Annotated in this window: 22 protein-coding genes; 13 read left to right on the forward strand and 9 right to left on the reverse strand. The window is 73.5% G+C overall.

Features of this window, described 5'->3' with window-relative positions; translation table 11 throughout:
• The first annotated feature begins 39 nt into the window (after positions 1-39).
• A complete protein-coding gene (locus tag ACF09C_RS25620; protein ID WP_392094647.1) occupies positions 40-2,454 on the forward strand; it encodes an HAD-IC family P-type ATPase in 2,415 nt (804 codons plus the stop codon).
• 57 nt (positions 2,455-2,511) lie between these two features.
• On the opposite strand, the gene ACF09C_RS25625 is transcribed toward ACF09C_RS25620, so the two are convergent.
• The 3 genes from ACF09C_RS25625 to ACF09C_RS25635 are packed head-to-tail and all read right to left on the reverse strand — an operon-like array spanning position 2,512 to position 6,543.
• A complete protein-coding gene (locus tag ACF09C_RS25625) occupies positions 2,512-4,212 on the reverse strand; it encodes an FG-GAP repeat domain-containing protein (protein WP_392094649.1) in 1,701 nt (566 codons plus the stop codon).
• Between the two features lie 35 nt (positions 4,213-4,247).
• Complete coding sequence (locus ACF09C_RS25630) at positions 4,248-5,537, reverse strand: glycosyltransferase 87 family protein (RefSeq protein ID WP_392094650.1); 1,290 nt, start codon at positions 5,535-5,537, stop codon at positions 4,248-4,250.
• 49 nt (positions 5,538-5,586) lie between these two features.
• Entirely contained in the window at positions 5,587-6,543 is a 957-nt protein-coding gene (locus ACF09C_RS25635; RefSeq protein WP_392094652.1) for a LysR family transcriptional regulator, read from the reverse strand.
• Positions 6,544-6,662: 119 nt separating this feature from the next.
• Here ACF09C_RS25635 and ACF09C_RS25640 point away from each other — a divergent pair, with 119 nt between their 5' ends.
• Both ACF09C_RS25640 and ACF09C_RS25645 read left to right on the forward strand, forming a co-directional pair.
• Positions 6,663-7,217, forward strand: coding sequence for a dihydrofolate reductase family protein (locus tag ACF09C_RS25640; protein ID WP_392094654.1), 555 nt, complete (start codon positions 6,663-6,665; stop codon positions 7,215-7,217).
• A 198-nt stretch (positions 7,218-7,415) separates the two neighbouring features.
• Positions 7,416-7,988 (forward strand): dihydrofolate reductase family protein, encoded by a 573-nt coding sequence (locus ACF09C_RS25645; protein ID WP_392094656.1) that lies wholly within the window; start codon positions 7,416-7,418, stop codon positions 7,986-7,988.
• 37 nt (positions 7,989-8,025) lie between these two features.
• On the opposite strand, the gene ACF09C_RS25650 is transcribed toward ACF09C_RS25645, so the two are convergent.
• Both ACF09C_RS25650 and ACF09C_RS25655 read right to left on the reverse strand, forming a co-directional pair.
• On the reverse strand, positions 8,026-11,181 hold the full coding sequence (locus tag ACF09C_RS25650) for a sacsin N-terminal ATP-binding-like domain-containing protein (RefSeq protein WP_392094658.1): 3,156 nt from the start codon (positions 11,179-11,181) through the stop codon (positions 8,026-8,028).
• A gap of 266 nt (positions 11,182-11,447) precedes the next feature.
• On the reverse strand, positions 11,448-12,368 hold the full coding sequence (locus ACF09C_RS25655; RefSeq protein ID WP_392094660.1) for a DUF3027 domain-containing protein: 921 nt from the start codon (positions 12,366-12,368) through the stop codon (positions 11,448-11,450).
• A 327-nt stretch (positions 12,369-12,695) separates the two neighbouring features.
• On the opposite strand from ACF09C_RS25655, the gene ACF09C_RS25660 reads away from it, so the two are divergent.
• From ACF09C_RS25660 to ACF09C_RS25675, 4 genes are all read left to right on the forward strand, one after another.
• Entirely contained in the window at positions 12,696-14,123 is a 1,428-nt protein-coding gene (locus tag ACF09C_RS25660) for an MFS transporter (protein ID WP_392094661.1), read from the forward strand.
• A gap of 137 nt (positions 14,124-14,260) precedes the next feature.
• Positions 14,261-14,743: a DUF2771 domain-containing protein gene (locus ACF09C_RS25665; protein WP_362411493.1), complete on the forward strand. Its 483-nt coding sequence runs from the start codon at positions 14,261-14,263 to the stop codon at positions 14,741-14,743.
• A 7-nt stretch (positions 14,744-14,750) separates the two neighbouring features.
• Entirely contained in the window at positions 14,751-15,560 is an 810-nt protein-coding gene (locus tag ACF09C_RS25670; protein ID WP_392094663.1) for a futalosine hydrolase, read from the forward strand.
• The gene (locus ACF09C_RS25675) at positions 15,557-16,408 is read left to right on the forward strand and encodes a 1,4-dihydroxy-6-naphthoate synthase (protein WP_392094665.1); all 852 of its coding nucleotides are present in this window, start codon (positions 15,557-15,559) and stop codon (positions 16,406-16,408) included. Before ACF09C_RS25670 ends, ACF09C_RS25675 begins: the two co-directional genes overlap by 4 nt.
• A 32-nt stretch (positions 16,409-16,440) precedes the next feature.
• Here the strand turns inward: ACF09C_RS25675 and ACF09C_RS25680 are convergent, their stop codons facing one another.
• Entirely contained in the window at positions 16,441-16,824 is a 384-nt protein-coding gene (locus ACF09C_RS25680) for a cold-shock protein (RefSeq protein ID WP_308354918.1), read from the reverse strand.
• Between the two features lie 163 nt (positions 16,825-16,987).
• On the opposite strand from ACF09C_RS25680, the gene ACF09C_RS25685 reads away from it, so the two are divergent.
• Positions 16,988-17,257, forward strand: a complete 270-nt coding sequence (locus ACF09C_RS25685; protein WP_392094667.1) for a hypothetical protein — start codon at positions 16,988-16,990, stop codon at positions 17,255-17,257.
• A 30-nt stretch (positions 17,258-17,287) separates the two neighbouring features.
• Here ACF09C_RS25685 and ACF09C_RS25690 read toward each other — a convergent pair whose 3' ends face one another.
• Positions 17,288-17,914 (reverse strand): HAD family hydrolase, encoded by a 627-nt coding sequence (locus ACF09C_RS25690; RefSeq protein ID WP_392094669.1) that lies wholly within the window; start codon positions 17,912-17,914, stop codon positions 17,288-17,290.
• 162 nt (positions 17,915-18,076) lie between these two features.
• Here ACF09C_RS25690 and ACF09C_RS25695 point away from each other — a divergent pair, with 162 nt between their 5' ends.
• Genes ACF09C_RS25695 through ACF09C_RS25705 form a run of 3 tightly spaced genes read left to right on the forward strand, consistent with a single transcriptional unit; the run spans position 18,077 to position 20,969 of the window.
• On the forward strand, positions 18,077-19,081 hold the full coding sequence (locus ACF09C_RS25695; protein WP_392094671.1) for a FecCD family ABC transporter permease: 1,005 nt from the start codon (positions 18,077-18,079) through the stop codon (positions 19,079-19,081).
• Positions 19,078-20,169, forward strand: a complete 1,092-nt coding sequence (locus ACF09C_RS25700; RefSeq protein ID WP_392094672.1) for a FecCD family ABC transporter permease — start codon at positions 19,078-19,080, stop codon at positions 20,167-20,169. The genes ACF09C_RS25695 and ACF09C_RS25700 overlap by 4 nt, the downstream gene beginning before the upstream one ends.
• Positions 20,166-20,969 carry an ABC transporter ATP-binding protein gene (locus ACF09C_RS25705; protein ID WP_392094674.1) on the forward strand — a complete coding sequence of 268 codons (804 nt, stop codon included), beginning with the start codon at positions 20,166-20,168 and terminating at the stop codon, positions 20,967-20,969. Before ACF09C_RS25700 ends, ACF09C_RS25705 begins: the two co-directional genes overlap by 4 nt.
• Before the next feature lie 102 nt (positions 20,970-21,071).
• Here the strand turns inward: ACF09C_RS25705 and ACF09C_RS25710 are convergent, their stop codons facing one another.
• On the reverse strand, positions 21,072-22,079 hold the full coding sequence (locus ACF09C_RS25710) for a hypothetical protein (protein ID WP_392094676.1): 1,008 nt from the start codon (positions 22,077-22,079) through the stop codon (positions 21,072-21,074).
• 62 nt (positions 22,080-22,141) lie between these two features.
• On the opposite strand from ACF09C_RS25710, the gene ACF09C_RS25715 reads away from it, so the two are divergent.
• Positions 22,142-24,754 carry a helicase-associated domain-containing protein gene (locus ACF09C_RS25715; RefSeq protein WP_392094678.1) on the forward strand — a complete coding sequence of 871 codons (2,613 nt, stop codon included), beginning with the start codon at positions 22,142-22,144 and terminating at the stop codon, positions 24,752-24,754.
• Between the two features lie 416 nt (positions 24,755-25,170).
• On the opposite strand, the gene ACF09C_RS25720 is transcribed toward ACF09C_RS25715, so the two are convergent.
• A complete protein-coding gene (locus tag ACF09C_RS25720; RefSeq protein WP_031132883.1) occupies positions 25,171-25,365 on the reverse strand; it encodes a hypothetical protein in 195 nt (64 codons plus the stop codon).
• A 115-nt stretch (positions 25,366-25,480) separates the two neighbouring features.
• Between ACF09C_RS25720 and ACF09C_RS25725 the strand changes: the two genes are divergently transcribed.
• Entirely contained in the window at positions 25,481-26,221 is a 741-nt protein-coding gene (locus ACF09C_RS25725) for a helix-turn-helix domain-containing protein (protein WP_392094679.1), read from the forward strand.
• The last annotated feature ends 2 nt before the right edge of the window (positions 26,222-26,223 follow it).

The raw sequence follows: 26,223 nt of genomic DNA on the forward strand, positions 1-26,223 counted from the left end.
GGCAGGTGAACGCTCGCTTCCGGTCGTACCGTCGGAACCATGACTCAGCGGGCGAAGATCGACACCGGCGGCGGCGAGCACACCGCGGACGAACCACCCGTCCCCGTCGTCCACCGGGTCGCCGGACTGACCTCCGCGGAAGTCGCCGAACGCGTCGCGCGCGGCGAGGTCAACGACGTCCCCGTCCGCAGCTCGCGCTCCACCGTCGACATCGTCCGCGGCAACGTCTTCACCCGCTTCAACGCGATCATCGGCGTGCTCTGGGTGATCATGCTGTTCGTCGCGCCGATCCAGGACAGCCTCTTCGGCTTCGTGATCATCGCCAACACCGGCATCGGCATCATCCAGGAACTGCGCGCCAAGAAGACCCTCGACGGGCTCGCCGTCATCGGCGAGGCCAAACCCACCGTCCGCCGCGACGGAGCCGCCACCGAGGTCTCCACCTCCGAGATCGTCCTCGGCGACCTCATCGAGCTCGGCCCCGGCGACAAGGTCGTCGTCGACGGCGAGGTGGCCGAGGTCGACAACCTGGAGGTCGACGAGTCGCTGCTGACCGGCGAGGCCGACCCGGTGGTGAAGAAGCCCGGCGACACGATGATGTCGGGCTCGTTCGTGGTCGCGGGCGGCGGCGCGTTCACCGCCACCAAGGTCGGGCGCGAGGCGTACGCCGCCCAGCTCGCCGAGGAGGCCTCCCGCTTCACCCTCGTCCACTCCGAGCTGCGCTCCGGCATCTCCACGATCCTCAAGTACGTGACGTGGATGATGGTCCCGACCGCGATCGGCCTCATCATCAGCCAGCTCGTCGTCAAGGACACCGACTTCAAGGAGTCCGTGGCCAGGACCGTCGGCGGCATCGTGCCGATGATCCCCGAGGGGCTCGTCCTCCTCACCTCCGTCGCCTTCGCGATCGGCGTGATCCGGCTCGGCCGCAAGCAGTGCCTCGTGCAGGAGCTGCCCGCCATCGAGGGCCTCGCGCGCGTCGACGTCGTCTGCCTCGACAAGACGGGCACGCTGACCGAGGGCGGCATGGACGTCACCGAACTGCGCGCGCTCAACGGCAGCGACGAGTCGTACGTACGGAAGGTCCTCGGCGCCCTCGGCGAGTCCGACCCGCGCCCCAACGCCTCCCTGCAGGCCATCATCGACGCCTACCCGGACGCGGAGGAGTGGCGCTGCACCGAGTCGCTGCCGTTCTCCTCCGCCCGCAAGTACAGCGGCGCCGCCTTCAGCGAGGGCAACGGCGACTCATCGACCTGGCTGCTCGGCGCGCCCGACGTGCTCCTGAAGGCAGGCGACCCGACCCTCGACGAGATCGACCACCTCAACGAGCAGGGGCTCCGCGTCCTGCTCCTCGCCCGCACCGCGCGCGAGCTCGACTCCCCCGAGGTCGCCGCCGACGCGCGCCCGACGGCCCTCGTCGTCCTCGAACAGCGGCTGCGCCCCGACGCGGCGGACACGCTCGCCTACTTCGCCGACCAGAACGTCGCCGCGAAGGTCATCTCCGGCGACAACGCGGTCTCCGTCGGCGCGGTCGCGGGCAAGCTGGGACTGCCCGGCGCCGAGCACACGGTGGACGCCCGCCGGCTCCCCACCGAGCAGGCCGCGATGGCCGACGAACTCGACCGCAACACCGTCTTCGGCCGGGTCACCCCGCAGCAGAAGCGGGACATGGTCGGCGCGCTCCAGTCCCACGGCCACACGGTCGCCATGACCGGCGACGGCGTCAACGACGTGCTCGCGCTCAAGGACGCCGACATCGGCGTCTCGATGGGCTCGGGCTCGGAGGCGACGCGCGCGGTCGCCCAGATCGTCCTGCTGAACAACTCCTTCGCGACGCTGCCCTCGGTGGTCGCGGAGGGCCGCCGGGTCATCGGCAACATCACCCGGGTCGCGACCCTCTTCCTGACGAAGACGGTCTACTCCGTCCTCCTCGCCGTCCTGGTGGTGTGCAGCCAGGTCGAGTACCCCTTCCTGCCGAGGCACCTGACGCTCCTGTCCACCCTCACGATCGGCGTCCCGGCCTTCTTCCTGGCGCTGGCCCCCAACAAGGAGCGCGCGAAGCCGCACTTCGTGAAACGGGTGATGCGGTACGCGATCCCCGGCGGCATCGTCGCGGCGGCGGCCACCTTCGCCACGTACCTGGTGGCCCGCTCGTACTACAGCGGCCCCGGCGCCCTGGACGCCGAGACGAGCGCGGCGACGCTGACCCTCTTCCTGGTCTCCATGTGGGTCCTGGCGATCATCGCCCGCCCCTACACCTGGTGGCGCCTCGCCCTGGTCGCCACCATGGGCGGCGCGTTCCTCCTGGTCCTCGTCGTGCCCTGGCTCCAGGACTTCTTCGCCCTGAAGCTGGTCGGCGTGACGATGCCGTGGACAGCGGTCGCGATCGCGGCGGCGGGCGCGGCACTGATCGAGTTCACGTTCCGCTGGGTGGACCACAGGTTCCCGGCGTGAGGGCCTGACGGCCCGATGTCCTGAGGTCCTGACGGTCCACCCGGCGCGGCCGCTGTCTCAGTGGAGCTCGCGGTAGATGTTCCAGCCGCCGCCGACCAGGGCCCGGGGCCGGAAGAGGCCGATGCCCGGCGCGCTGCCGTTCGACCCGTAGCGGTACAGCTTGCCGTCACGGTCGACCGCGAGCAGCTCGCCGCGGCCGTCACCGTCGGCGTCCCCGATCGCGGCGAGCTTGCCGTAGATCTGCCAGCCGCGGCCCACCTCGACCCGGGAGGCGAACGGGGTGGCCGCGGAGCCCGTACCGGCGTACACGTACAGCACGCCCGACGGCGTACGGGCGACGATGTCGGCCCGCCCGTCTCCGGTGTAGTCACCGGCACCGACGATCCGGTCGTACGCGTTCCAGCCACCGCCGACCTTGACCCTCGTGGCGAAGGCAGTGAAGGGATCGCGCGGGTCGCCGATCGAGCGGTACAGGTAGAGGGTGCCGGACGCGTCGCGGGCGATCAGGTCGCCCTTGCCGTCACCGGTGAGGTCTCCGGGACCGACGAGGGCGTTGTAGACGCCCCAACCCCCGCCGATGGTGGACTGCGCCTCGGATCCGCCCGTGAGGTAACCGTCCTTGCACAGGGCGAGCAGGTCGGGGCGGCCGTCGAGCACGAGGTCGGAGGCGAGGACGATCGACTTCGTCCCGGACGAGATGGAGCAGAAGTACGGCGAAGGGACCGCGCGCCGCTGTGCCAGCGTGCCGTCGCCGACCGCCTGGTACGAGTAGAGCTTGCCGTCCGTCCCGAGACCCTGGATACGGGTCTTGCCGTAGCCGGGGTTGCCACCGGCGCCGAAGAGCACGTCCGCGTTGTGCCAACCGTAACCCCAGGCGCTCAGGGCGCGCGGTGCGAACCCGCCCTGGCCGAGCCCCTTGTAGACGTAGAGCATCCCGTCGGTCGTCCGGCCCGCGAGGTCGCCGATGCCGTCGCCGTCCATGTCGTCGCCGCCGGCGATCTGGTTGTAGATCCCCCAGCCATGACCGACTCGCAGGGGCGACAGGAACGAGGGGGACGCGCCCGGGACGCCGGAGTGGAAGAACAGCTCCCCGTAGGGGTTGCGGGTGACGACATCGCCGACGCCGTCTCCGTTGCCGTCGGTGACACCGACCAGCTGGTCGTAGACCTGCCAGCCGGTGGCGACCCTGACGCGCGGGCCGAACGGCGCGGCCGTGTTGCCGGTGGAGGGGTAGAAGTACAGCTCCCCGGCAGGCGTGCGGGCCAGCAGGTCCGGCCGGGTGTCCCCGCTCAGATCGCCCGGCGACAGCACCTTGTTGTAGATCTGCCAGCCCCACCCGACCTGGCTGTTCGCGGCGACGACGCCGTCGTTCCTGTTCGGCCGGGTGCGCACCAGGTGGAGCGCGCCGTCGGCCGTGAGCGCAAGGATCTCCGGGGCACCGTCGCCGTCCTGGTCACCGACCGGGATGTAGTCCTTGAAGGAGACCGCTCCCGGAAGGTCCTCCTGGAGGTGGAACTCCCACGCCAAGGAGCTCGTCATGGTGTTGCGCACCTGCAGCGCGCCGGCGAACGGGCGGTACACCATCTCGCCCTTGCCGTCCCCCGACAGGTCCAGCCTCGGCAGGGCCTTCGCCGGAGCCGGCGGGGCGGGGTCCTCGGCCGCCGCGGGCTGCGCGAGCATCAGACCGGCCATGGCCGCGAGACCCGTGCAGGCGGCGACGAGCCGGGCGCGCGAACGCCGACGCGAAGAAGTGGACATGCTTTCCCCCCAGGGAAGTACGTGAGGGCCAGATCCTAGGACCCGCCGCCACGCGGTTCGCCGGTGGGTGCCCCTGCTCCCTCGGTCGTCGCCGTCCACAGCCGCCGGCAGGACACCGCCGCCGCCGCCAGCAGCAGCCCGTTGCGCAGGACCATCAGCGTGTTGCCCAGGGCGGAGCCCTGCATGACCTCCAGGTAGTACGTCGGGAAGGCGAGTGCCGTCATGGCCGTCGCGGCCAGCAGGAGGCAGGCCACCGGGCGCTGGGTGGTGCGGCGGGAGGTGAGGCAGACGGCGGCCAGGCCCAGGAGCCAGACCATGTACTGGGGGCTGATCACGCGGCTGGTGACGGTGAACAGCAGGACCGCTGTGAGCGCCGCGTCGAAGGGGGTCGCGTCCGTCCAGCGCGAGGCCCGGCCCCGCCAGAGCATCAGCCAGCCGAAGGCCGCCGCCGTCAGCGCCAGCGACAGCTGCGCCATGCTCGCCACCTGCTCACCGGCGAACTCCAGCGCGCCGTACCGCGTCTCGACCCAGATGGGCAGCCCCGACGCCCGCATCAGCGACAGCACGGTGCCGCCCAGCGACTCGATCTGGACGCCCCGGGCGCCCTGCTGCTGCAGGAAGTCGAAGCTGTGCCGGAAGGCGAGGGCCAGGACGGTCAGGAGGGCCGCGGCGGTCGCGGCGGCCGCGACCCAGGCGTCCTTGGTGGTACGGCCCCGTTCGAGCCCGATCAGGGTGAGCAGCGGCCACACCTTGACCAGCGCGCCGATCGCGGCGAACGCCCCGCCGAGGCGCGGGCTGCGGCGCCCGGCGAGGAGCGCGAGGACGGCGAGGGCGGTCACCTGGATGTCGAACCGGCCGTGCGGCAGGTTGAGGAGCAGCGGCAGCCCGGCGGTCCACAGCCAGGCGCCCGCGAGCCCGCGGCCGGGGCGGGCCAGCGCGACCGCGACGACCGCGTCGGCGAGGAGGGTGAGCGCGAGGAACGCCGCGAAGTAGTCGAGGAACGGCAGGAGCGACGGCGACAGGAACAGCAGGCCCGCGCCCGGCGGGTACTGCCAGGTGACGTCACCGACCGGGTAGGAGCCGTCCGCGAGCTGCTGGGACCAGCGCGGGTAGAGGAACTCCACCTCGGAGGAGACGTTGCTGACCCCGATGTCGTCCTGGACCAGCAGGTACACCATGACGATCCGGGTCAGTGCCCAGACCGCCGCGAGCACGGTGCGCGAGTGCCACGGCCGCAGAGCCCGGGACCGGGCGGAACCGGTGGCCGGGTTCGCGTCCGGGGCGGGAGCCACGCCGCCCAGGAGGCCGGTCTTCTGCTGCGTCATGGACCGGGAATGTAGGCCGCGACGGCCCCCGGCTCCACGGACGCACCGCTCACGCCCGCCCGCGTCCCCCGTCGGGCGGGCACCCACAGGGCCAGGTGGCCGCCGTCGGCGGCGCGAGTTCGCCGAGGACGTCCAGGAAGGGGGCGAGCAGCGGGTTGCGGCCCGCCGTGGGCCACATCGGCCCGTAGTCGACGGTCGAGGCGTCCCGTAACGGTACGAAGGTCAGGCCCGGGCGGGCGTGGAACCGCTCCGCGCGGGCGGCGACGGCGCTGACGCCCGCGCCGGCGGCGACGTACACGGGGATCTCGGGCCAGTAGAGCGCCGCGGGTCCCTGAGGGACGGGGCGGCCGGCCGGGGTACGGCGGGGAAAGTGACGGTCCATCCAGTAGCGGGGGACGCGGGCGTCGGCGAGAGTGACGAGCACCGTGTCCGCGAGGTCCTCCAGGGAGACCGACGCCTCGAAGGCGAACGGATGGTCCGCGGGGACCATGAGCGCACGGGGTTCCGTGAACACCGGCCGCCCGGTGGTGATGTCCGTCTCGACGACCGGGAACTCGGTCAGCTGCACGTCGATCGTGCCGGCGCGCATGCCGCCGAGGGGGTCGCGGAGCTGGATCTCCCGGAGTTCGACCGCGCAGTCCGGGTGCCGCGCGCGGAACACCTCGGCGGCCCGCACCACGAGGTTCCCGCACCACGGCGTGGACCAGCCGACCCGCAGCACGCCGCGGGTCCGGCTCCCGCGGCCGGCGGCGGCGACGGCCCGCGCGAGTCCGTGGCCGATCTGCTCGTACGCGGGCAGCAGATCGTCACGGAGCCGCGTGCCCAGCTCGGTCAGGGTCACCCGGCGGCTGTTGCGGATGAACAGCGGTGCTCCGACCCGGCGTTCCAGCCTCTTCACGGTCTGGCTGATCCGGCTGGTCGTGACGTGCAGCCGCTCGGCGGTCCTGCCGAAGTGCAGCTCCTCGGCCAGCACGAGGAACGCCTCCAGCTCAAGCCGTTCGAGCATGCGGGGGGTCTCCTCGTCGTGTAGCCACGCTCAACGCAGCGTGCTCGCTTCCGTTCTTGTCGGCCGGTTCGCGCGTCTCGATGCTGGGGTGATCCCGAAGCCCCAGGAGCGGAACCCCCATGCGCAAGATCATCAACTCGACCTATCTCTCCCTCGACGGCGACATCGAGAAGCTGGACCAGTGGTCCTTCGAGCACTGGAGCGACGACCTGGAGCGGTACGCCGACAAGCTGCTGTTCGCCGCCGACGCCCTGCTGATGGGGCGTGAGACCTACGTGAACTTCGCGTCCGCGTGGTCGGAGCGCGCCGGTGCCGACGCCTTCGCCGACCGGATGAACGCCATCGACAAGTACGTCGTCTCCTCGTCCCTGACCGGGGGCGGGTGGGGCCCGACGACGGTCCTGCCCCGGGCCGGGGCCGTCGAGGCGCTCGCCGCACTGAAGGAGGGGCCGGGCGGCGACATCCTCATGTACGGCTTCGGCCCCGTCGCCAGGACCCTGTGGGCACACGGCCTCCTGGACGAGATCCACTTCTGGGTGCACCCCGTGATCGCGGGTGGCGGAAGCCTCGCCGCCGACGGCTTCCGGGGCCGCCTGAAGCACCTGCGCACCGAGGTCCTCGACACGGGCGTCGTGGTGCTCGTCTACGCACCGGCGTCCCCCTCCCCCGAATAAACGAGACGAGACGTTTCGTCTCGTTCCATGTTCGTCACTATGCCGCCGCGCGCGACCCGGAGTCAAGCGCGGGCCACCGATGAGTTTCGCCCACACCGACAGTCATTCAGATAGACAGTTCACACAGGCAGTTCAGGCACCACGTCAGAGACAGCAGCTCCTTCAGCCGACCGGCCACGAGACACCGAGGAACCCACCATGCGCACCCTGATCAGCTCCGCCTTCATCTCCCTCGACGGCGTCGTGGAGGGCCCCGGCGGCGAGCCCGGCTACCGCAACTCCGGATGGACGTTCAAGGACATCGACTTCGTCCCCGAGGCCTACGCCCTCAAGGGCGACGAGCAGAAGGAGGCCACCGCGATCCTCCTCGGCCGGACCAGCTACGAGGCCTTCAGCGGGGTGTGGCCCGACATGGCGGAGTTCGCCGACTACAAGGTGATGCCGAAGTACGTCGTCTCCACCACCCTCACCGACGACGACCTCGTCACCAACTGGAGCGAGACCACCATCCTGCGCTCGCTCGACGAGGTCGCCGCCCTCAAGGAGACCGAGGGCGGCCCGATCATCGTCCACGGCAGCGCGACCCTCAACCAGGCCCTCTCGGACGCCGGCCTGATCGACCGCTACCACCTGCTCGTCTTCCCGCTCCTGCTCGGCGCGGGCAAGCGCCTCTTCAGCACCACCGACAAGGACACCCAGCAGCTGAAGCTCGTCGAGCACGAGGTCTACGCCAACGGCCTGCAGAAGCAGATCCTCGACGTCGTCCGCTGAAGGGCCTGAGGGGCCTGACGGGCCTGACGGACGGGCTCTAGTCGAACCACCGGTCCCTCGCCAGCTCCGCCGTCCTCGACGGGTCCTCCAGGAGGGCCGCCACCTCGAAGCGGCGGGGCCACTGGCCCGCCGCCCAGGCGAGGCCTGCGGCGACGCCCTCCAGGGTGGCGGCGTGGATCGTGCCGTCCGGGGTCCGGCGCCAGTCCAGTTCGACGCCCGCCGCGCGGAGCTCCTCGTGCTCGACGTACGCGTCCGGGGTCGACGGGCCGAGGAGGGCGTGGACCGAGGCCGGGACCTCGTGCTCCTCGCCGACCGTCGTCACCTCCGCCTCGACGGACTCGCTCAGCCGCCGGACCTGGAACAGCTCCGCGAGCTCCGCCGCGCGGGACGGGGCGACCGGGAGCAGGGGCAGGCCGCCCGCCAGGGGCAGCAGGTCGGGGGCGTCGGCGACCAGGGCCTCGGCCGCGTCGACCACGACGAGTTCGCCGTCCACGACCGCGCGCAGCTCGTCGGGGAGGGTGACCTGCTCGGGGTCCAGGTCGGCGAGGGCCGTGTAGAGGGCGTGGAGCTGGGCGCCCGAGACCTCCCGGTCCGGGTCGGCCAGCCGGCCGAGGAGTTCGGCGGCGCCGCCCGGCTCGTCGAGGAGCGCCGGCACCGAGGTGCGGACGCCCAGGGCCCGCAGGACCTGCTCGTCCTCGAAGCCGGTCGCGTCGGCGGAGTCGTACAGGCCGATCAGGAGCGGGTCCGTGCCCGCGGCCCGCAGACCGGCCGGGCGGCGGCCGTCCAGGACCGGGTGGTCGCGCAGCCACCAGGCGGTGTACGACCGCACGGTCTCGGTCGTGCCGTCCGGCATCAGGACCCGTACGGGCTGGGTGAGCGCGTCCCGCAGCGGCGGCTGGGCGAGCAGCGCGAGCGCCTGCGGCCAGGCGTCGTCGTCGACCAGGTCCAGGTCCCGTACGGCCACGATCTCGGTCGCCACCGGCGGCACCGGCGTCTCCACGAGGCGGTCGAGGACGTCCTCGCACCAGACGTCGACGGCGTCGAGCAGCCCGGCGTCGTCGGGCTCGGCGAAGTCCCCGTCGCGGGGCTCCAGCTCGTCCGGGTCGAGGACCAGGTCGGTGGCCCGGACCAGGGCGAAGCCGGCGAGCACCCCGCACGCGGCGAGCGGCTGCTCGCCCCAGCGCTCGGCCAGCTCGGCGTCGCAGAGGGCGAGTTCGTCCTCGCGCATCACGGCGGCGAAGGGGCTGCCGGGCAGGACCAGTTCACCGGCGGGCGCCAGCTCCCCGTCCTCGTCCGGGAGGGCGAGCGCGCCGAGCCACGGCTCGTCGCCCGGCTTCAGCTCCGCGTCCCGGACGAGCGCGAGCACCGTCTCGGCCAGCTCGTCGGCGTCCAGCGCGTCCGCGTCCTCGTCCCAGATCTCCCCCGCGTCGAGCGAACCGGCGACCGCCGCCCGCACCTGGGGGGTCGTCAGGACCGCGCGGGGCGTGGCCGGGAGCGCGCCCAGCTTCTCCAGAAGAGGGTGGGCGGCGTCCGGGTGGGCGACCTTGAGACCGAGGCGGGTGAGGTCGGCGGAGGTGCCCTCCTGGGGCAGCAGGACGTGCCGGGGGCCGATGGTCGTACGGATCCTGGCGTCCTCGGGGGCGTCGGCGGGGACGGCCAGGGGCACGGGAAGTCCGGTGAGCCGGTCGGGGTCCACGCCGGCCAGCGAGTCGTAAAGACGCCACCACCACGACGGCGCCCGGTCCACCCCGGCGAGCCGGTCGATCGCCTCGGTCAGCGGGACCCGGCCGACGCCCAGCGTGCGCAGCTCCACCCGCCGTTCGAGACCGGCGGGCAGCAGGGTCGGGAAGACCTCCGCGAGGACGGCGACGGTCTCGTGCCCCGCGCCCTCCACGACCTCCGCCTCGACCGCCCGCAGCGCGGGCACCTCCTCCGAGGGCGCCTCGGGCGCCAGGAACGCGACGCGCGGCAGCCGCTGGAGGATCGCCTCGCGCAGCGCCCCGTCGAGGGTGCCCTTGCCGAGCGGCCCGGGCACGAGGTCGATGGTGGCGGTCCCCACCGGCTGCCAGTCGGCGAGGAGTTCGGCGTACGCCTCGGCGGCGCGCTCGACCAGGAAGTCGGTGAGCGGGCCGGGGGCCGGGTGGCGCCGTGCGGTGTCCAGCGGGAGGGAGGCGATGAGCAGGGCGGGCAGCCCGAGCGGCTCGTCGGTGGGCGTGGGGGCGTGCACGACCGGCGCGGTACGGGGGAACAGCGGGGCGCCCTCGGCGTCCACGGGCGCGGCCCAGGTCACCGACCAGTGCGGACGCAGCCGCTCCTCGACCGGCCGGCCCTTCAGGAGCGCGGGGTCGAGGGGTCCGCCCTGGGTGACGGTCCGCCAGCGGTGGGTGCCGGTCGCGGAGTCGTCGATGTGGACGTAGCCGTCCGCCTCGGAGCGGCGCAGCGTCCTGACCCCCTCCGGGGTGTCGACGACGACCTCGGCGAGACCGGGGAGGGTGAGCAGCAGCGCGTCGTCGATGGAGGCGAGGAGCCGCGTGGCGAGACCGACGGCGGCGGAGTCCCGGAGCGGGAGGACGACGACGGTGTCGTAACCGTCGGGGGCGGTGCCCTCGGCGGGCAGGGGGAGGCGCAGCAGCGGTACGTGGCCGTCGCGGCGGCGCAGTTCGTCCCCGAGACCGGGGCTGTGCCGGGCGGCGTCGGCGGCCAGTTCGCGGGCCTCCGCGAGGGACCAGCGGACGCCGCCGTGCCGGCCGAGGACAGCGGGCTCGTCGGAGACGGCGAGGACGGCGGCGAAGCCGACGCCGAAGCGGCCGACGGCGTTCGTGTCGTACTCGCTCCGCTTGGCGGAGGCGCGGAGGGTGGAGAGCGACTCGACGCCGGTCGCGTCGAGCGGGGCGCCGGTGTTGGCGGCGGCGAGGACGGCGGGCGCGTCCGGTCCCGCGTCGTGGAGCGTGAGCCGGAGCCGTCCGGTGACACCCGCGCGGTGGGCGGCGTCGGCGGCGTTCTGGGCGAGCTCGACGACGAGACGGTCGCGGTAGCCGCCGAGGGCGAGGTCCTCCTCTGCGTTGGCGTCCTCCCGGAACCGGGCCGGCCCGGCCCCCCAGGCATCGAGCACGCCTCTCCGCAGCCGGGCGGTGCCGAAGGGGTCGGCTCCGTCGGTCGACGTCCTGACGCTGACGCTCACGTCTGACTCCACTCTGCGGGCGGGATGATGCCGGGTGCCCGAAGGTACCGCGCGCCCGGGTGCCGACGCGCCGCGCCTCCCTGTGGGCCCGCCCACGTGGACGTGACCCTCGGCCCGTGCGCCTTCCCGCCCCGGCTGTCCGTAATCGCCCCAGGTGAGCGGTGTCTCGCGGGGGCGCCGTCAGTGGGTGGCGCCCGTGAAAGGGTCCCTGGGCCGCGCGCGGGCAGGGGTCACCGGACGGCGCCAACCGGAGGCGTCCCTGGGTGGCGCCCCGGAGGCTACGAGTGGCCGAGGTCCTCGGACGTGCCGTCCGGTTCCGTCGTCGAGCCGGAGTCCTTCGCCGGCCGGAGCGGGAACGCGTCGGCGCCCATCGAGTCCAGGACCGGCGGCGCCGGACGCGGCGGCTTCGGCATGATCGCCGCCTCCGAGTGCCCGCCGCAGCCGTACGAGAGCGACACCACGCGCCCGTCGGCCGGCGAGAACTCGTTCGCGCAGACGCCGAACGCCTGCTTCAGGGAGCCGGCCAGCGGCACCAGGAACGCGCAGGTGTCGCACGCCGCGGGCGCGGCCTGCGCCATCGGGGTCTTCGCCCCGAACGCCTCGTCCCAGCGGTCCGCCGCCACGTGCAGCCCGTACCGCGAAAGCACCCGCGCGCGCCGCATGCCGAGTTCCTCGGCGACCGACGAGATCGCGCCACGGGACGGCGTACGGGAGGTGATCTCGGCGTCCTCGACGTCGAGGTGGTCCACCATCTCGTCCGAGACCGGCGAGTTCGGCGGCGGCGCGTCCTCGCCCGAGTACCCGGGTTCGAGCCGCAGGTCGTCCTGCTCCGTCGGCAGCAGGTCCCCCGGGCCCATGTCGCCCGGCCGGAGCCGCTCGCTCCACGGCACCCACTCGGGGGCGAGGAGCGCGTCGGAGCCGGGCAGCAGGACGGTTTCGTCAAGGGTGACGTTCTTTGCCCGGGAGGCCCGGGTGACCGTCACGGCCCAGCGCCAGCCCCGGTAGCCGGGCTCCTTGCACTCGAAGAAGTGCGTGACGACCCGGTCGCCCTCGGCGACGGTCTCCACATGGGCACCGACGATGCCGGGGGCGGCGGCCTCTTCGGCGGCCTCCCTCGCCAGGTCTACCGCCTCGGCGCACAGGCGGTCGGGGGTACGCGGGGTACGCGGGGTACGGCTTCGCGTCGTCGCAGCACTCACAGGTCTCGCTTCTCTCCTACGCCGTCTCACGGGTGCGCCGGCCGAGGAGCGGGAGCGAAGAGCCCCGGGCGGCGGGCGGAGCGGACCAGAGGGCCGCATCGACGTCCGCGCCCGACCTCGTCTCGCGTCTCTCGGGCACACCTATCGTCATCCATTCTGCGGGATGCCGAAGAGGCGCGCGGCCGAGATCTTCCGCCGGTGGCGCGCTACGCACGCTACCCCCTCCGCCGCCCGCCGCCCACCTGCCCGCCCCAAGTGGCCCGGATCGTGGACCGCCGACCGCCGTGCCACGGTTCACAAGTCAGGGGCGTGGGGCACTATGACGGAGTGGCAGCCGCACGGTCGTCCGCACGATCCCACGATCTTGCCGGGCCGCTCCGCCGAGTGGGCCGGACGGTCGGGCGCGCCCTTCATCTGCCGTTCACCGGCACGGCGCGCGGGATCCGCAAGGCGACCCACGCGCACGGCGCGGGCGAGTCGGGGCTCGGGAAACTGATCGAGCTGCACGCCGTGAACGGGGCCGGCGATGTCATGATCACGGTCGCGCTCGCCTCCACGGTGTTCTTCTCCGTGCCGACGGACGAGGCCCGCGGCCGGGTCGCGCTGTACCTGGGCATCACGATGCTCCCGTTCACCCTGCTGGCCCCCGTGGTCGGCCCGATCCTGGACCGGCTGCCGCACGGGCGGCGCGCCGCGATGGCGGCGGCGATGTGGGCCCGGGCCGTCCTCGCGATCACCATGTCGGGCGCGGTGGCCACCGGCGGCCTGGAGCTGTACCCGGCGGCGCTGGGCGTCCTGGTGGCGTCGAAGGCGTACGGAGTCGTCCGCAGCGCGGTCGTGCCCCGGCTCCTGCCGCACGGGTTCTCGCTGGTCAAGGCGAACTCCCGGGTCACCCTCGCGGGCTTGCTCGCGACCGGGATCGCGGCGCCGATCGGCGCGGGGCTCCAGCAGATCGGGCCGCCGTACCCGCTGTACGGGGCGTGCGCGCTGTTCCTGCTCGGCGGGTACTGGGCGTTCCGGATGCCGCACAAGGTCGACTCGGCGAAGGGTGAACGGCGGGCGCACCTGCTGACCCACGGCGAGAAGAAACCGAGCCTGCGGACGGTGGGCCCCTCGGTGCTGCACGGGCTCCAGGCGAACGCGGCGCAGCGGATGCTCTCCGGGTTCCTGATCTTCTTCCTGGCGTTCCTGCTGCGCGAGCACCCGCTCTCCGGGCAGAGCGCGGCGGTGTCGCTCGCGATGGTGGCGGTGGCGGCGGGGGTGGGCAACGCGTGCGGGACGGCGGTCGGCTCGCTCCTGAAGGAGCGCGGGCACGCGCCGGAGGTGATCATCGCCACGATGATCATGACGGTGTGCGGGGCGGCGATCCTCGCGGCGGTCTTCTTCAGCGGGCTGATGGTCGCCGTGCTGGGCGCGGTGGCGGGCCTGACGCAGGCCCTGTCGAAGCTGTCCCTCGACGCGCTGATCCAGCGGGACGTGCCGGAGGTGGTGCGGACCTCGGCGTTCGCCCGTTCGGAGACCCTGCTGCAGATGTCGTGGGTGGTGGGCGGCGCGATCGGCATCTCGCTGCCGCTGAGCGGCCCGGTGGGCATGTCGGTGGCCGCGGGCATCCTGGGCCTGGGCGCGCTGCTCGCGGTCCGCGGCCTCGTGACAGCGGCGAGGACGGAGCCCCGGAAGACGGCGGAGGCGGGGGCGGGCCCCGAGACGGAAGCGGGGCCGCCTGCCCCCGGGCCCGGGCCGGGCGCGGATACGTGAGACGCGGCGTCCCGGGCCGGGCGCGGATGCGTGAGGCGGCGGCCCGGTGTGCGCTCGTCGCCCTCCCTTGGGGCGGAAAACGCGGCGCGCCGCACCCCCGCGTGGCGGAGTTCGGTGGGCCCGATAGCCTTCGGGCCATGACCGTAGCGTTCTTCACCGGCTCGCGCCGCCGGGCCGCCGCCGCCCTCGGGGCCGTCTCCGTCGGGCTCCTCACCCTCACCGCCTGCGGCGAAAAGCCGACTCCGCTCGCGACGCTGACGGTGGGGACCAAGTCGATCCACTCCGAGGCCGCCTGCTACAACGACGGCGACGCCATCAAGGAGTCGCAGATCCAGGAGTGCCTCAACCGGAAGGCCGAGAAGTCCATCACGGTCGCCACGGACGACAAGGTCCGCTTCGGCGTCGACCCGTCGATCGCGGAGAACGGCTGGACCATCTTCCTCGGCGGCCAGAACGCCGAGCCGGAGCCGTACAAGAAGACGTACCGGACCATCCCGGCCAGCGCCTTCTTCTCCTCCCAGACCGGCGAGGCGACCGACCAGACCCAGGTCACCATCGTCGAGAACGACGGCAAGAAGCTGACCGGCATCTGGCACTTCGAGCTGAAGAAGGACTCCTGATCCTCCGGTGACCCTCCGGACCCTGATCGTGACGGCCGTGGCGGCGGAGGCGGACTCCGTCGTACGCGGCCTTCCCTTCGGCGGCCCGGAACCCGGGCCGCACCCGGAATCCGGACCGGTTCCCGGGCCACGGCCAGGACCCGGACCGCTCGACCCGGCGCTCCCCGGCGGGTACGCGCTCCGCCGTCGGCGCCACCCGGCGGGGGCCGTCGTCGACGTCCTCGTCGGCGGTGTCGGGCCCGCCTCGGTCGCCGCCGCCACCGCCACCGCGCTCGCGACGGCGGCGAGCACGGGCGAGCCGTACGGGCTCGTCGTCTCCGCCGGGATCGCCGGCGGGTTCCAGCCCCTCGCGCCGATCGGCTCCGTCGTCGTCTCCGACGCGATCGTCGCCGCCGACCTGGGCGCGCGGACTCCCGACGGCTATCTGACCGTCGAGGAACTCGGCTTCGGGCGGTCCTCCCACCCGGTCGCCCAGGCCCTCACCCGGCGCGTCTCCGGCGCCCTCGCGCCCGGCGAGCCGGGCCGGCCGCCGCACACCGTCGCCCCGGTCCTGACCGTCTCCACCGTCACCGGCACCGCCGGGCGCGCCGCCGAGCTCGCCGCCCTCCACCCCGGCGCCGCCGCCGAGGCGATGGAGGGCTTCGGCGTGGCCGAGGCCGCCGCCGCCCACGGCGTGCCCGTCGTCGAGATCCGGGCGGTCTCCAACGCCGTCGGCCCCCGCGACCGCGCCGCCTGGCGCATCGGCGAGGCCCTGGAGGCGCTGCGGTGCACGTTCCAGCTGCTCAGCCACTCCGTCCTCGTGGAGCCCCTCCGATGACCCCCAAGCTGAAGATCGCGTACTCGCCCTGCCCGAACGACACCTTCGTCTTCGACGCCTGGGCCCACGGCCGCGTCCCCGGCGCGCCGCGCCTCGACGTGACCTTCGCCGACATCGACCTCACCAACGGCTGGGCGGAGCGCGGCACGGGCGACTACGACGTCCTGAAGGTCTCGTACGCCGTCCTGCCGTGGGTCCTCGACGAGTACGCCCTGCTGCCCTGCGGCGGCGCGCTCGGGCGCGGCTGCGGCCCGCTGGTGCTGACCCGGGAGCCGGGCGTGGACCTCACCGGGAAGACGGTCGCGGTGCCGAGCGAGCGCTCGACCGCGTACCTGCTGTTCCGGCTGTGGGCGGCGGACGTCGTGACGGGCGAGGTCGGCGACGTCGTCGTCATGCCGTTCCACGAGATCATGCCCGCCGTGCGGGACGGGAAGGTCGACGCGGGGCTCGTCATCCACGAGGCCCGGTTCACGTACCAGAACTACGGTCTGCACGCCCTCGCCGACATGGGCGCGCACTGGGAGGACACCACCGGCCTCCCGATCCCGCTCGGCGCGATCATCGCCCGCCGCTCGCTCGGCCCCGACGTGCTCCGGAGCCTCGCCGACGCGGCCCGTGCGTCGGTCCGGATGGCCTGGGACGACCCGGAGGTCTCCCGGCCGTACGTACGCGAGCACGCGCAGGAGATGGACCCGAAGGTGGCCGATCAGCACATCGGGCTCTACGTCAACGAGTTCACGGCCGATCTAGGCGAGGCCGGCTACGCGGCCGTGCGCGGCCTGCTCACGCGCGCGGCGGCCGAGGGGCTGGTGCCGCCCCTCGGCCCGGACGCGCTGTCGTTCCCCTGACGGGGTCCTGGCCGCTCCCCTGGCGGGGGTTCCTAGACGTCGAGCTGGTCCGCGACCGCGCGCAGGAGGCCCGCGATCTTCGCTCCCTGTGCCTTGTCGGGGTAGCGGCCCCGCTCCAGCATGGGCGTGATGTTCTCCAGGAGCGTCGTCAGGTCCTGGACGATGGACGCCAGTTCGTCGGGCTTACGGCGCTGCGCCGCGGCGACGGAAGGGGTCGGATCGAGGACCGTCACGGAGAGCGCCTGGTCGCCGCGCTGGCCCGCGACCACCCCGAACTCCACACGCTGCCCCGGCTTGAGGGCGTCGACTCCGGCAGGGAGCACCGACGAGTGGACGAAGACGTCGCCGCCGTCGTCCCGGGAGAGAAAGCCGAAGCCCTTCTCGCTGTTGAACCATTTGACCTTGCCGGTAGGCACGTCTGTCCTCGTCCTCGTACTCGATGGGAATGCGCCGGGAATCCGGCTCTGAGATAGCAGTACGGCGGGTCTGCGGACCCGCCGGGACCAAGGCTAATGGGCTTCCGGCTGGTGACAAGACGTCGCCGGTTTGTTCATACGGCCTGGGAACTACCCTGGCCGAATGCGTAGTGAAACCCCCGCGGCCCCCTCGGACGACCGCGCGCCCGGTGACGGTCTCGTCCGCGCCGGTGCGATCGTCTTCATCATCGGTGCGGTGGCCACCCTGGTCACGGTCGCGCCGCTCTTCCTCGGCACCGACCCGTTCCCGCCGATCGCGTACGGCGTGTGCATGCTGATGGGCGTCGGATTCCTCGTGGCGGGCGCCGGTGTGCTGCGCTCGATCGCCGCCCAGCGCCGCCAGGCGAAGGCGGCGGGCGCGGCCGGCAGCTAGCCCGGGGGCGGGTTCCCCCTCACTCCCCGGTCAGCCCCGGTACGCCTCCCACCAGGCACGGAACTCCGTCAGATCGGTCAGGACGACGTCCGCGCCGGCCGCACGCAGCTCGTTCGCGTCGCAGGGTCCGGTGGCCACGGCCACCGACAGGGCGCCCGCGTGCGCCGCGCCGCGCACGTCGCCGGTGTGGTCGCCGACGTACACCCCCGCGCCGAACTCGCGCAGGGCCTCGGCCTTCCCCTCGGCCCAGAGCCCGCCGATGACGGCGTCGGGGTCGATGCCGAGGTGGGAGAGGTGCAGCTTGGCGTGCGGCTCGTTCTTGGCCGTGACGACGATGGCCCGGCCGCCCACCTCACGAACGGCTTGAATCGCATCCCTGGCACCGGGCAGCGCGAGCGAGGGCTCGATCGCGTACGTCGGGTAGAGCGCGCGGTACTGGGTGACCCGCTCCGGGATCTCCGCCGCGGGGAACCAGTGCGCCAGCTCGTGCTCCAGCGGCGGGCCGAGCCGCGACACGGCGAGGTCGGCGTCGATCGCCACCCCGACCTGCGCGGAGAAGGCCTGGTAGGTGGCCTTGATGCCGGGGCGGGAGTCGATCAGGGTCATGTCGAGGTCGAAGCCGACGGTGGGGATGCCAGGGGTAGCCATGGAGGACATTGTGCCCACACGTTCGAATCGGGCTTCGGGCTGCTGCTTAGACTGAGCCGCTGAGCTGCTGAGCTGCTGAGCCGCTCAACCACCGCTGAACCGCCGAACCACTGAAGCCGCGCCCTCCCCGGGCAGGGCTCGCTCGCACCTCGCACCTCCTGATGGGCCTCGATGACCGCCGCCTTCCGCTCCAGACGGGTTCTGGCCGTCGCCGTCGCCGTCGCCGCGCTCCTCGTCGCCGTCCTGCTGAGCCTTGCCGTGGGCGCCCGGGCCATCGCGCCGTCCACGGTGCTCGACGCGCTGCTGCACGGCGGGACGAGCGCCGACGCCGAGGTCGTACGGCAGATGCGGGTGCCGAGGACGCTCATCGGCCTCATGGTCGGCGCCGCGCTCGCGCTGGCCGGCACGGCCCTGCAGGGCATCACCCGCAACCCGATCGCCGACCCCGGCATCCTCGGCATCAGCCAGGGCGCCTCGGTGGGCGTGGTCCTCGCGATCGCCTTCGCGGGCGTGCACTCGCTCTCCGGGTACGTGGGCTTCGCCTTCGTCGGCGCCGCGCTCGCCTCGGTCGCGGTGTACGCGATCGCCTCCAGCGGGCGCGGCGGGGCGACCCCGGTAAAGCTCGCGCTGGGCGGCGCCGCGATCAACGCGCTGCTGCTCTCCGTGACGACCGGGGTGCTCACCACCCGGGCCTCGGCGCTCGACGAGTTCCGGTTCTGGCAGATCGGCTCACTCGACGGGCGGGACGCCGAGGTCGTCGGCCAGATCTGGCCCTTCCTGCTGCTCGGCGCGGTGCTCGTGCTCTGCGTCGCCCGGGGCCTGGACGCGCTCGCGCTCGGCGAGGACGTGGCGAAGGGGCTCGGCCAGCGGGTCGCGACGGTACGGATCGTGGGCGGTGTCGGGGCTACCGTGCTGACCGGCGCGGCGGTCGCGGCGGCCGGACCGATCGCGTTCGTCGGCCTCGCGGTCCCGCACATCGCCCGCGCGATCGTGGGCGGCGACCACCGCTGGGTGCTGCCGATGGCGGCGCTCGTGGGGCCCGTGATGCTGCTGGTGGCGGATGTGATCGGCCGGGTGCTCTTCCCGCCGGGCGAGGTGCCCGCAGGGGTGATGACGGCGCTCATCGGGGTGCCGTTCCTGGTGACGCTCGTACGCCGGAAGGCGGTGCCGGCATGACGGCGGTGGTTCCTTCGGGATACGGGGTCGTGCGCGCCGGGCGCGGCTCGTTCCTGCTGCACCGGCGCTCGGCGGCCGTCGCCGTGGGCCTCGCGGTGCTGCTGGCGGCCGTCGCGGTCGCCTACCTCTGCGTAGGCGAGAAGTTCGTGGCACCGGGCGAGGTCCTGAAGGTGCTCGTCGGGCAGGACTCCCGGTCCGCGTTCGTCGTCGAGGAGCTGCGGATGCCGCGGCTCGCGGTCGGGCTGATGGTCGGCGCCGCGTTCGGGATCGCGGGCGCCCTCATCCAGACCGTCGCCCGCAACCCGCTCGCCAGCCCCGACATCATCGGCATCAGCCAGGGCGCGGGCGCGGTGACGGTCGGCGCGATGACGTTCGGCCTCACCTCGTACACCGTCCTGCCCTACCTCTCGATCGCCGGCGGGATCGCGGCCGCGGCGCTGGTGTACGTCGTCGCCTGGCGCGGCGGGCTGCACGCGACGCGGTTCGTGCTCATCGGGATCGGCTTCGCCATCGCGCTGCGGTCGCTGATCACCCTGTTCATGACCAAGGGCGACTACCTGGTCGCCCAGCAGGCCCAGGTCTGGATGACCGGCTCGCTCAACGGGCGCGGCTGGGACGAGGCGGCCCCGATCCGCTGGACGCTGCTCCTGCTGCTCCCCGCGATCCTGTGGGCGGCGCGGGCCCAGCGCACGGTGTCCCTGGACGACGACACGGCGACGGCGCTGGGCGTCTCGCTGGGGCGGGTCCGGCTGGGCCTGGTCGTGGTGGGCGTCGTCCTCGCGTCGGTGGCGACGGGGGTGGCGGGGCCGGTGGACTTCGTGGCGCTGCTCGCGCCGCAGATCGCCCGGCGGATGACGCTCCCCCAAGCTCTCGGCTCCGCTCGAGCAGGGGGGACCCCCATCGCCCAGATCCCGCTGCTGTCCTCGGCGCTGACGGGCGCGTTCGTGGTGGTCCTCGCGGACCTTCTGGGCCGTCGCCTGTTCGCACCGGTGGAACTGCCCGTGGGCGTCCTGACGGCGGCGGTGGGCGCCCCGTACCTGATCTGGCTCATCATCCGGAGCCGAAGCGTAGGAGGAACGACATCGTGAGCCGGCTGACCGCGCGTGAGCTGACGCTCGCGTACGAGGACCGCACGGTCGTGAAGGAGCTGGACCTCGCCGTACCGGACGGCAAGGTGACCGTGATCGTCGGCCCGAACGCGTGCGGGAAGTCGACGACGCTGCGGGCGCTCGGGCGGCTCCTGAAGCCGGCGGGCGGGGCGGTGCTGCTCGACGGGGAGTCGCTCGCGAAGCTGCCGACGAAGCGGATCGCGCAGTCGATCGGCTTGCTGCCGCAGACGCCGGTCGCACCGGAGGCGATCACGGTCGCCGACCTGGTGTCGCGGGGGCGGCAGCCGCACCAGGCGTGGTGGAAGCAGTGGTCGGAGGAGGACGAGCGGGCGGTCGTGGAGGCGATGGCCTCGACGGACGTCGCCACGTTGGCCGACCGTTCGGTGGACGAGCTGTCGGGCGGTCAGCGGCAGCGGGTCTGGATCGCGATGGCCCTCGCGCAGGAGACGGAGCTGCTGCTGCTCGACGAGCCGACGACGTACCTGGACATCGCCCACCAGGTCGAGGTCCTCGACCTGGTGCGGCGTCTGAACGTGACCCGCGGCCGGACGGTCGTCGTCGTCCTGCACGACCTGAACCAGGCGGCCCGCTACGCCGACCACCTGGTCGCGATGAAGTCGGGCGCGGTCGTGGCGGAGGGCCCGCCGTCGCAGATCGTCACGGCGGACCTGGTCCGCGACGTCTTCGGCCTCGACTCGGTCGTCGTCCCGGACCCGGTGACGGGCTCACCACTGGTGGTGCCGGGGGCGCCGTGGGGAGCGGTGACGGAGCGGGTGTGACGGAGTCGGGGTCGGCGCGGCGGGGGTGCCGGGCATAGCTCCGCGCCGGGCGCCCGCCACCACCTCCGTGGGCGCGGTGCAGAGCCCCGGACCCGGGCCGGGTCAGTGGCGGCGGGCCCGCCAGAGGAGGTAGGCCGCCGAGGCGATCGCCGCCGCCTTCAGGGTCCAGGGCCAGGTTTCCGAGATCGCGGCGCCCATCGCCTCGCCGCCTTCGGCGACCGGGGTGCCCCAGCGGCCTTCCACGCGGCCCCAGAGCCAGACCACGCCGGCCGCTGCCGCCAGGCCGGGGAGGATGACGACCGCCCACTGGCTCTCCGTACGGGAGAGGCGGCGTGAGGCGTAGGCCAGGAGCCAGCCGAGGGCGAGGGCGATCAGGTTGCCGAAGATCGCGCCGCCCAGGAGGAGGAGCGCGGCCAGGACCAGGCCCGGGCTGCCGGGGCGGAAGCCGGTGGTCGCCTCCCCCTCCGCGGGGCGTCGCGGGCGGAGGACCCGGCGCCACAGGGGGCGCTTCGTTCCCTCCTCCTCGGCCTCCTCCGTCTCGTCGAAGGCGTCCTCGTCGTCCTCGTCGTCCTCGCCCGGCGGCGGCTTCAGCAGGTCCGGGATCTCCACCCCGCCGCGGAACCCGGGCACCAGGTCGTCCCCCGGCAGCGGCTCCTCGGCGTCGAGGTCGTCCAGGCGCCACCAGTCCGGGTCCGTGGCCGTGTCCGCCGTACCGATCTCGTCCATGCCCGCCAGGTGCGGAGGCGTCGGCCACGCCTCGCGGCCGAGTCCGGGCCCGGATTCCGGCTCCGGCTCTGGGCGCGGTTTCGGGACCGGTGGTCTGCGCTTCCGCAGGCGTCCGGCGGTGGCTGCCCCGGCTCCTCCCCCGGCCTGCTGCGCCGGCAGGCCCGCCGCCCGGTCCACGACCTCGTCCGGTGAGCCCAGTTCGTCGAGGAGGCTTCGTATCGCCGCCGGACTCTCCTGGCCGAACGTGGCACGCCGGCGGTCGATCTCGCCCCGCAGCGACGACACGAGCCTCATCCGGTCCCCCGACGGCAGCTGACGCCGCTGCGCCAGATCGCCCACCCGGCTCAGATAGTCGAAGACCAACTGGTCGCTCTCGATCCCCACAGTCCCCTCCACAGCCGGTACGCCCCGACGTTAGCGCCCGCGCAGGGGCTAACGTGGTCCGGATGGGGATCGGTGAGCTCGATCGGGAGGCGCACGTGCCCGGAGGAACTGACGCCGCCGCCGCGCCGCGCACGCTCGCGGAGGCGCTGCGCGCGCGGGGCGACGAGGGGCTCGCCGCGCTGCTGCGCGCCCGCCCGGATCTACTCTCCCCGGTGCCGAACGACCTGACCCAGCTCGCCACCCGGGCCGGCACCCGCGGCTCCGTGGTCCGCGCGCTCGAACGGCTCGACCGGTTCACCCTGCAGACCGCGGAGGCGCTCGCCGTCGCCCCGGACCCCGCTCCGTACGACGTGCTCCTCGCCCTGCTCTCCGGCGACGACGGCGACCCGGGCATCGAGAAGGCCCTGCCGCGTGCCATGCGGGTGCTGCGGGACCAGGCCCTGGTCTGGGGCGAGGACGACCGGCTGCGGCTCGTACGGACCGCCCGCGAGCTGCTCGCGCCCTCCGCGCAGCACCCGTCGCCGACCGGTCTCGGGCCGACCGTCTCGGAGGCGACGGCCGGCATGTCCCCGGGCCGGATCCAGGAGATCATCGCCGCCGCCGGGCTGCCCGCGACGCACGACCCGGTCTCGGCCGTGGCGGCGCTCACCGGCCTGTTCACCGACCGGGACCGGATGAGCGCGCTGCTCGACACCGCGCCGCCCGAGGCGCTCGCCGTCCTCGACCGGCTCGTGTGGGGTCCGCCGTACGGCGAGGTGACGGCGAACCCGGCGCCGCCGGTGCGGTGGCTGCGCGACCGGGGTCTGCTGCTGCCCGCCTCGCCGCGGACGGTCGTGCTGCCCCGCGAGGCGGCGCTCCATCTGCGCGGCGGCCGGGCGCACCGCGCGCCGGAGCCGGACGCGCCCGAACTCACGGTCCTGCGCGAATACCGTCCCCAGGTTGTGGACAACGCGGCGGCCGGGCAGGCGTACGCGGCGCTGTCGACGGTCGAGGAGCTGCTGAAGAGCTGGGACCAGGGCGGCCCTGCGGTGCTCCGGGCGGGCGGGATGTCCGTACGGGACCTCAAGCGGACCGCCGCCGCCCTCGACGTGACCGAGCCGGTCGCGGCGTTCTGGCTGGAGCTGGCGTACGGAGCGGGGCTGCTCGCCTCGGACGGCGAGGCGGACGAGCGGTACGCGCCGACGCCCGCGTACGACGACTGGCTCGACCTGCCGCCCGCCGAGCGCTGGGCCCGGCTCGCCACGGCATGGCTCATGGGGACGAGGACGGCGGGCCTGGTCGGCGGCCAGGACGCGAAGGGCCGCACCCTCTCGGCGCTCGGCCCGGACCTCGACCGGGGCCCCGCGCCCGAGGTGCGGCGCCGGGTCCTCACCCTGCAGGCGACCCTGCCGCCGGGCGCGGCGGCGGACCCGGAGGCGCTGCTGACCCGGCTGCGGTGGGAGCGCCCGCTGCGCGGCGCGGCGGGGACGACGAGCGCGGCGGGCGCGGGGGGCGTGGGAGGCTCGGCGGGGGCGACCGCTCCGTCGAACGCCACCGGCTCCGTCGGCGACCTCCGCTCCCGCCTCGCGCACTGGACCCTCACCGAGGCCGAGATGCTCGGGATCACCGGACGGGGGGCGCTCGCCTCGCCCGCGCGAGCCCTGCTCAACCTGCCGCTCGCCGAGGCCGCGCCGGAGCCGGTGGCCGAGCACGGGGTCGAGCTGTCCGTGGCCGCCTCGCGCGCGGCGACGCTGCTGGCGCCGCTGCTCCCGGAGGCCGTCGACCACGTCCTCCTGCAGGCCGACCTCACCGCGGTCGCGCCGGGCCCGCTGCGTCGAGCGCTCGCCGACACGCTCTCCGTGCTCGCGGACGTCGAGTCGAAGGGCGGCGCGACGGTCTACCGGTTCACGCCCGGCTCGGTGCGGCGCGCGCTCGACGCCGGGCGCGGCGCGTCCGACCTGCACGACTTCCTGACCGCCCACTCCCGGACGCCGGTGCCGCAGCCGCTCTCGTATCTGATCGACGACGTGGCGCGCAGGCACGGCCACCTCCGGATCGGCGCCGCGTCCGCGTACGTGCGGTGCGACGACGACACCGTCCTCGGCGAGATCCTGGCCGACAAGCGCTCCGCGTCCCTGCGGCTGCGCCGCCTCGCGCCGACGGTCCTCGCGGCGCAGACGGACCCGGCGGCGCTGCTCGACGGGCTGCGATCGATGGGGTACGCCCCGGCCGCCGAGTCCGCCGCCGGGGACGTCCTGATCACCCGGGCCGACGCGTACCGCACCGGCGCCCGCACCGCCCCCGCCCCCGTCCCCGACGGCCCGCCGTCCCCCGACGCGACCCTGCTCGGCGCGGCGGTCCGCGCGATCCGGGCGGGCGACCTGGCCGCGACGGCCGTCCGCAAGGAACGCCCGGAAACCCCCGGGCCCGCCGGAGCCCCGCCCCGCGCCCCCGGCGAACTGCCCCGCACCTCCCCCGCCGAGACCCTGGCCACGGTCCAGGCCGCCGCGCTGACCGGCACGGCCGTCTGGATCGGCTACGTCAACGCCGAGGGCGCCGCCAGCCAGCGCGTGATCGCCCCCGTCCGCGTCGAGGGCGGCTTCGTGACGGGCTACGACCACACGGCGGACGAGGTCCGCACGTACCCCCTGCACCGCATCACGGGCGTCGCGGAACTGGCGGAGGACCAGGTCTAGGAAGCGCCGCCGGGCCCTCGAGCCGACAAAAACCGGCCGAAAGGCCGTCGGACCGAGCTCCTCCGGACCCGTCCGACGTCAGGCACACTGGATGTTCGGCCACGCGGAAGGGGATGCACGTCCGTGAACGGTCCACTCATCGTCCATACGATCAAGCTGGGTGCACATACCTAGCACGTTGGGGCAGGTAGCGGATAGGCCCACCTGGAAAAGAGCGCGCTAAGCGCGCTTCACGCTCTCGGGCGGGACCAGCCACTCACAGCCCCCGCCCTCTGGCCACAGGAACGCTGTAGGGCGCTTCCGGCGCTCGCCCGGCAGGCCGGCGGGGTCCTCGTAGTCCGGAATCACGTCGCGCAGGATGCCGACCCGTCCCGCGCCATCTTCCACGCGTCGCCCGATGTCCTCTGCGGTGACCATCAGTGCCCCTCGGGGTGCCGCCGCATGAAGACGTTGCAGTCGGACACCGTGGCCATGTCGCCCCCGGCACGGGCGCGGGAGCGCACGTTGGCCAGCTCGATGCATCCCGCGCACCCGTCGACAGGGTCCGGTTCCCGATCCAGGTTCAGCGGCAGTTCGACAGGCGTAGCGCTGTATCGCGTGGGCTCACTCATGGCGCGATGGTCGCGCCGGTCGTCAGGACGAAGGAACCTCGTACGTTTCCCACTTTGGGACGTCCTACCACGTGTAGAACGTCCCTGGGAACGTCCGAAATCCGAGGGGCGCAGCATGTCCAACGAGCGACTTCGAACCGTCATGGAGGCAGGTGGCTGGACACATGCGGCCTTGGCTGGCGTCACAGGTGTCGACCCCAAGTCCGTGGAACGGTGGGTCAATCTCGGGCGTACTCCGCGCCGGGCAACGGCGCTGGCGGCAGCGGAAGCGCTCGGGGAAGACGTGCATGCCCTGTGGCCGGCACTGCGGCAGGCGCGTGCCGCACGTGCTGTCAGCCCCGAACTCGTCGCTCTGTACGGACAGCGGGCGGATCTCCCCGTGTCGGTCTTCGTCGATCTCCTCTCCCAGGCGCGGCAGCGGATCGACGTGCTGGTGTACGCGGCCGTCTTCCTGCACGAGGCATACCCCCGCCTCAGCGACCTCCTGCGTGAACGGGCCGACGAAGGCTGCACGATCCGCATCGCGGTGGGTGACGCCGACGACCCCAACGTCCAGCAGCGCGGACGGGAAGAGAAGTTCGGCCACGGCATCGAGTCCCGCTGCCGACTCGCGCTCCTGCATTACCGGCCTCTCGCGGACGTACCGGGAATCGAGCTGCGCACCCATGGAACGACCCTCTACAACAGCCTGTACCGCGCCGACGATCAGATGCTGGTCAACGCGCACGTGTGGGGCGTCAACGCCTACGGTGCGCCCGTGTGGCACCTCCGGCGCCACGGCGACGGGGGCATGTTCGACACCTACGCGGGGAGCTTCGACGCCGTATGGGAAACGGCCCACCCCGTGGAAGGCTGAGC

Source organism: Streptomyces sp. NPDC014870 (assembly GCF_043081505.1).
GTDB lineage: Bacteria > Actinomycetota > Actinomycetes > Streptomycetales > Streptomycetaceae > Streptomyces.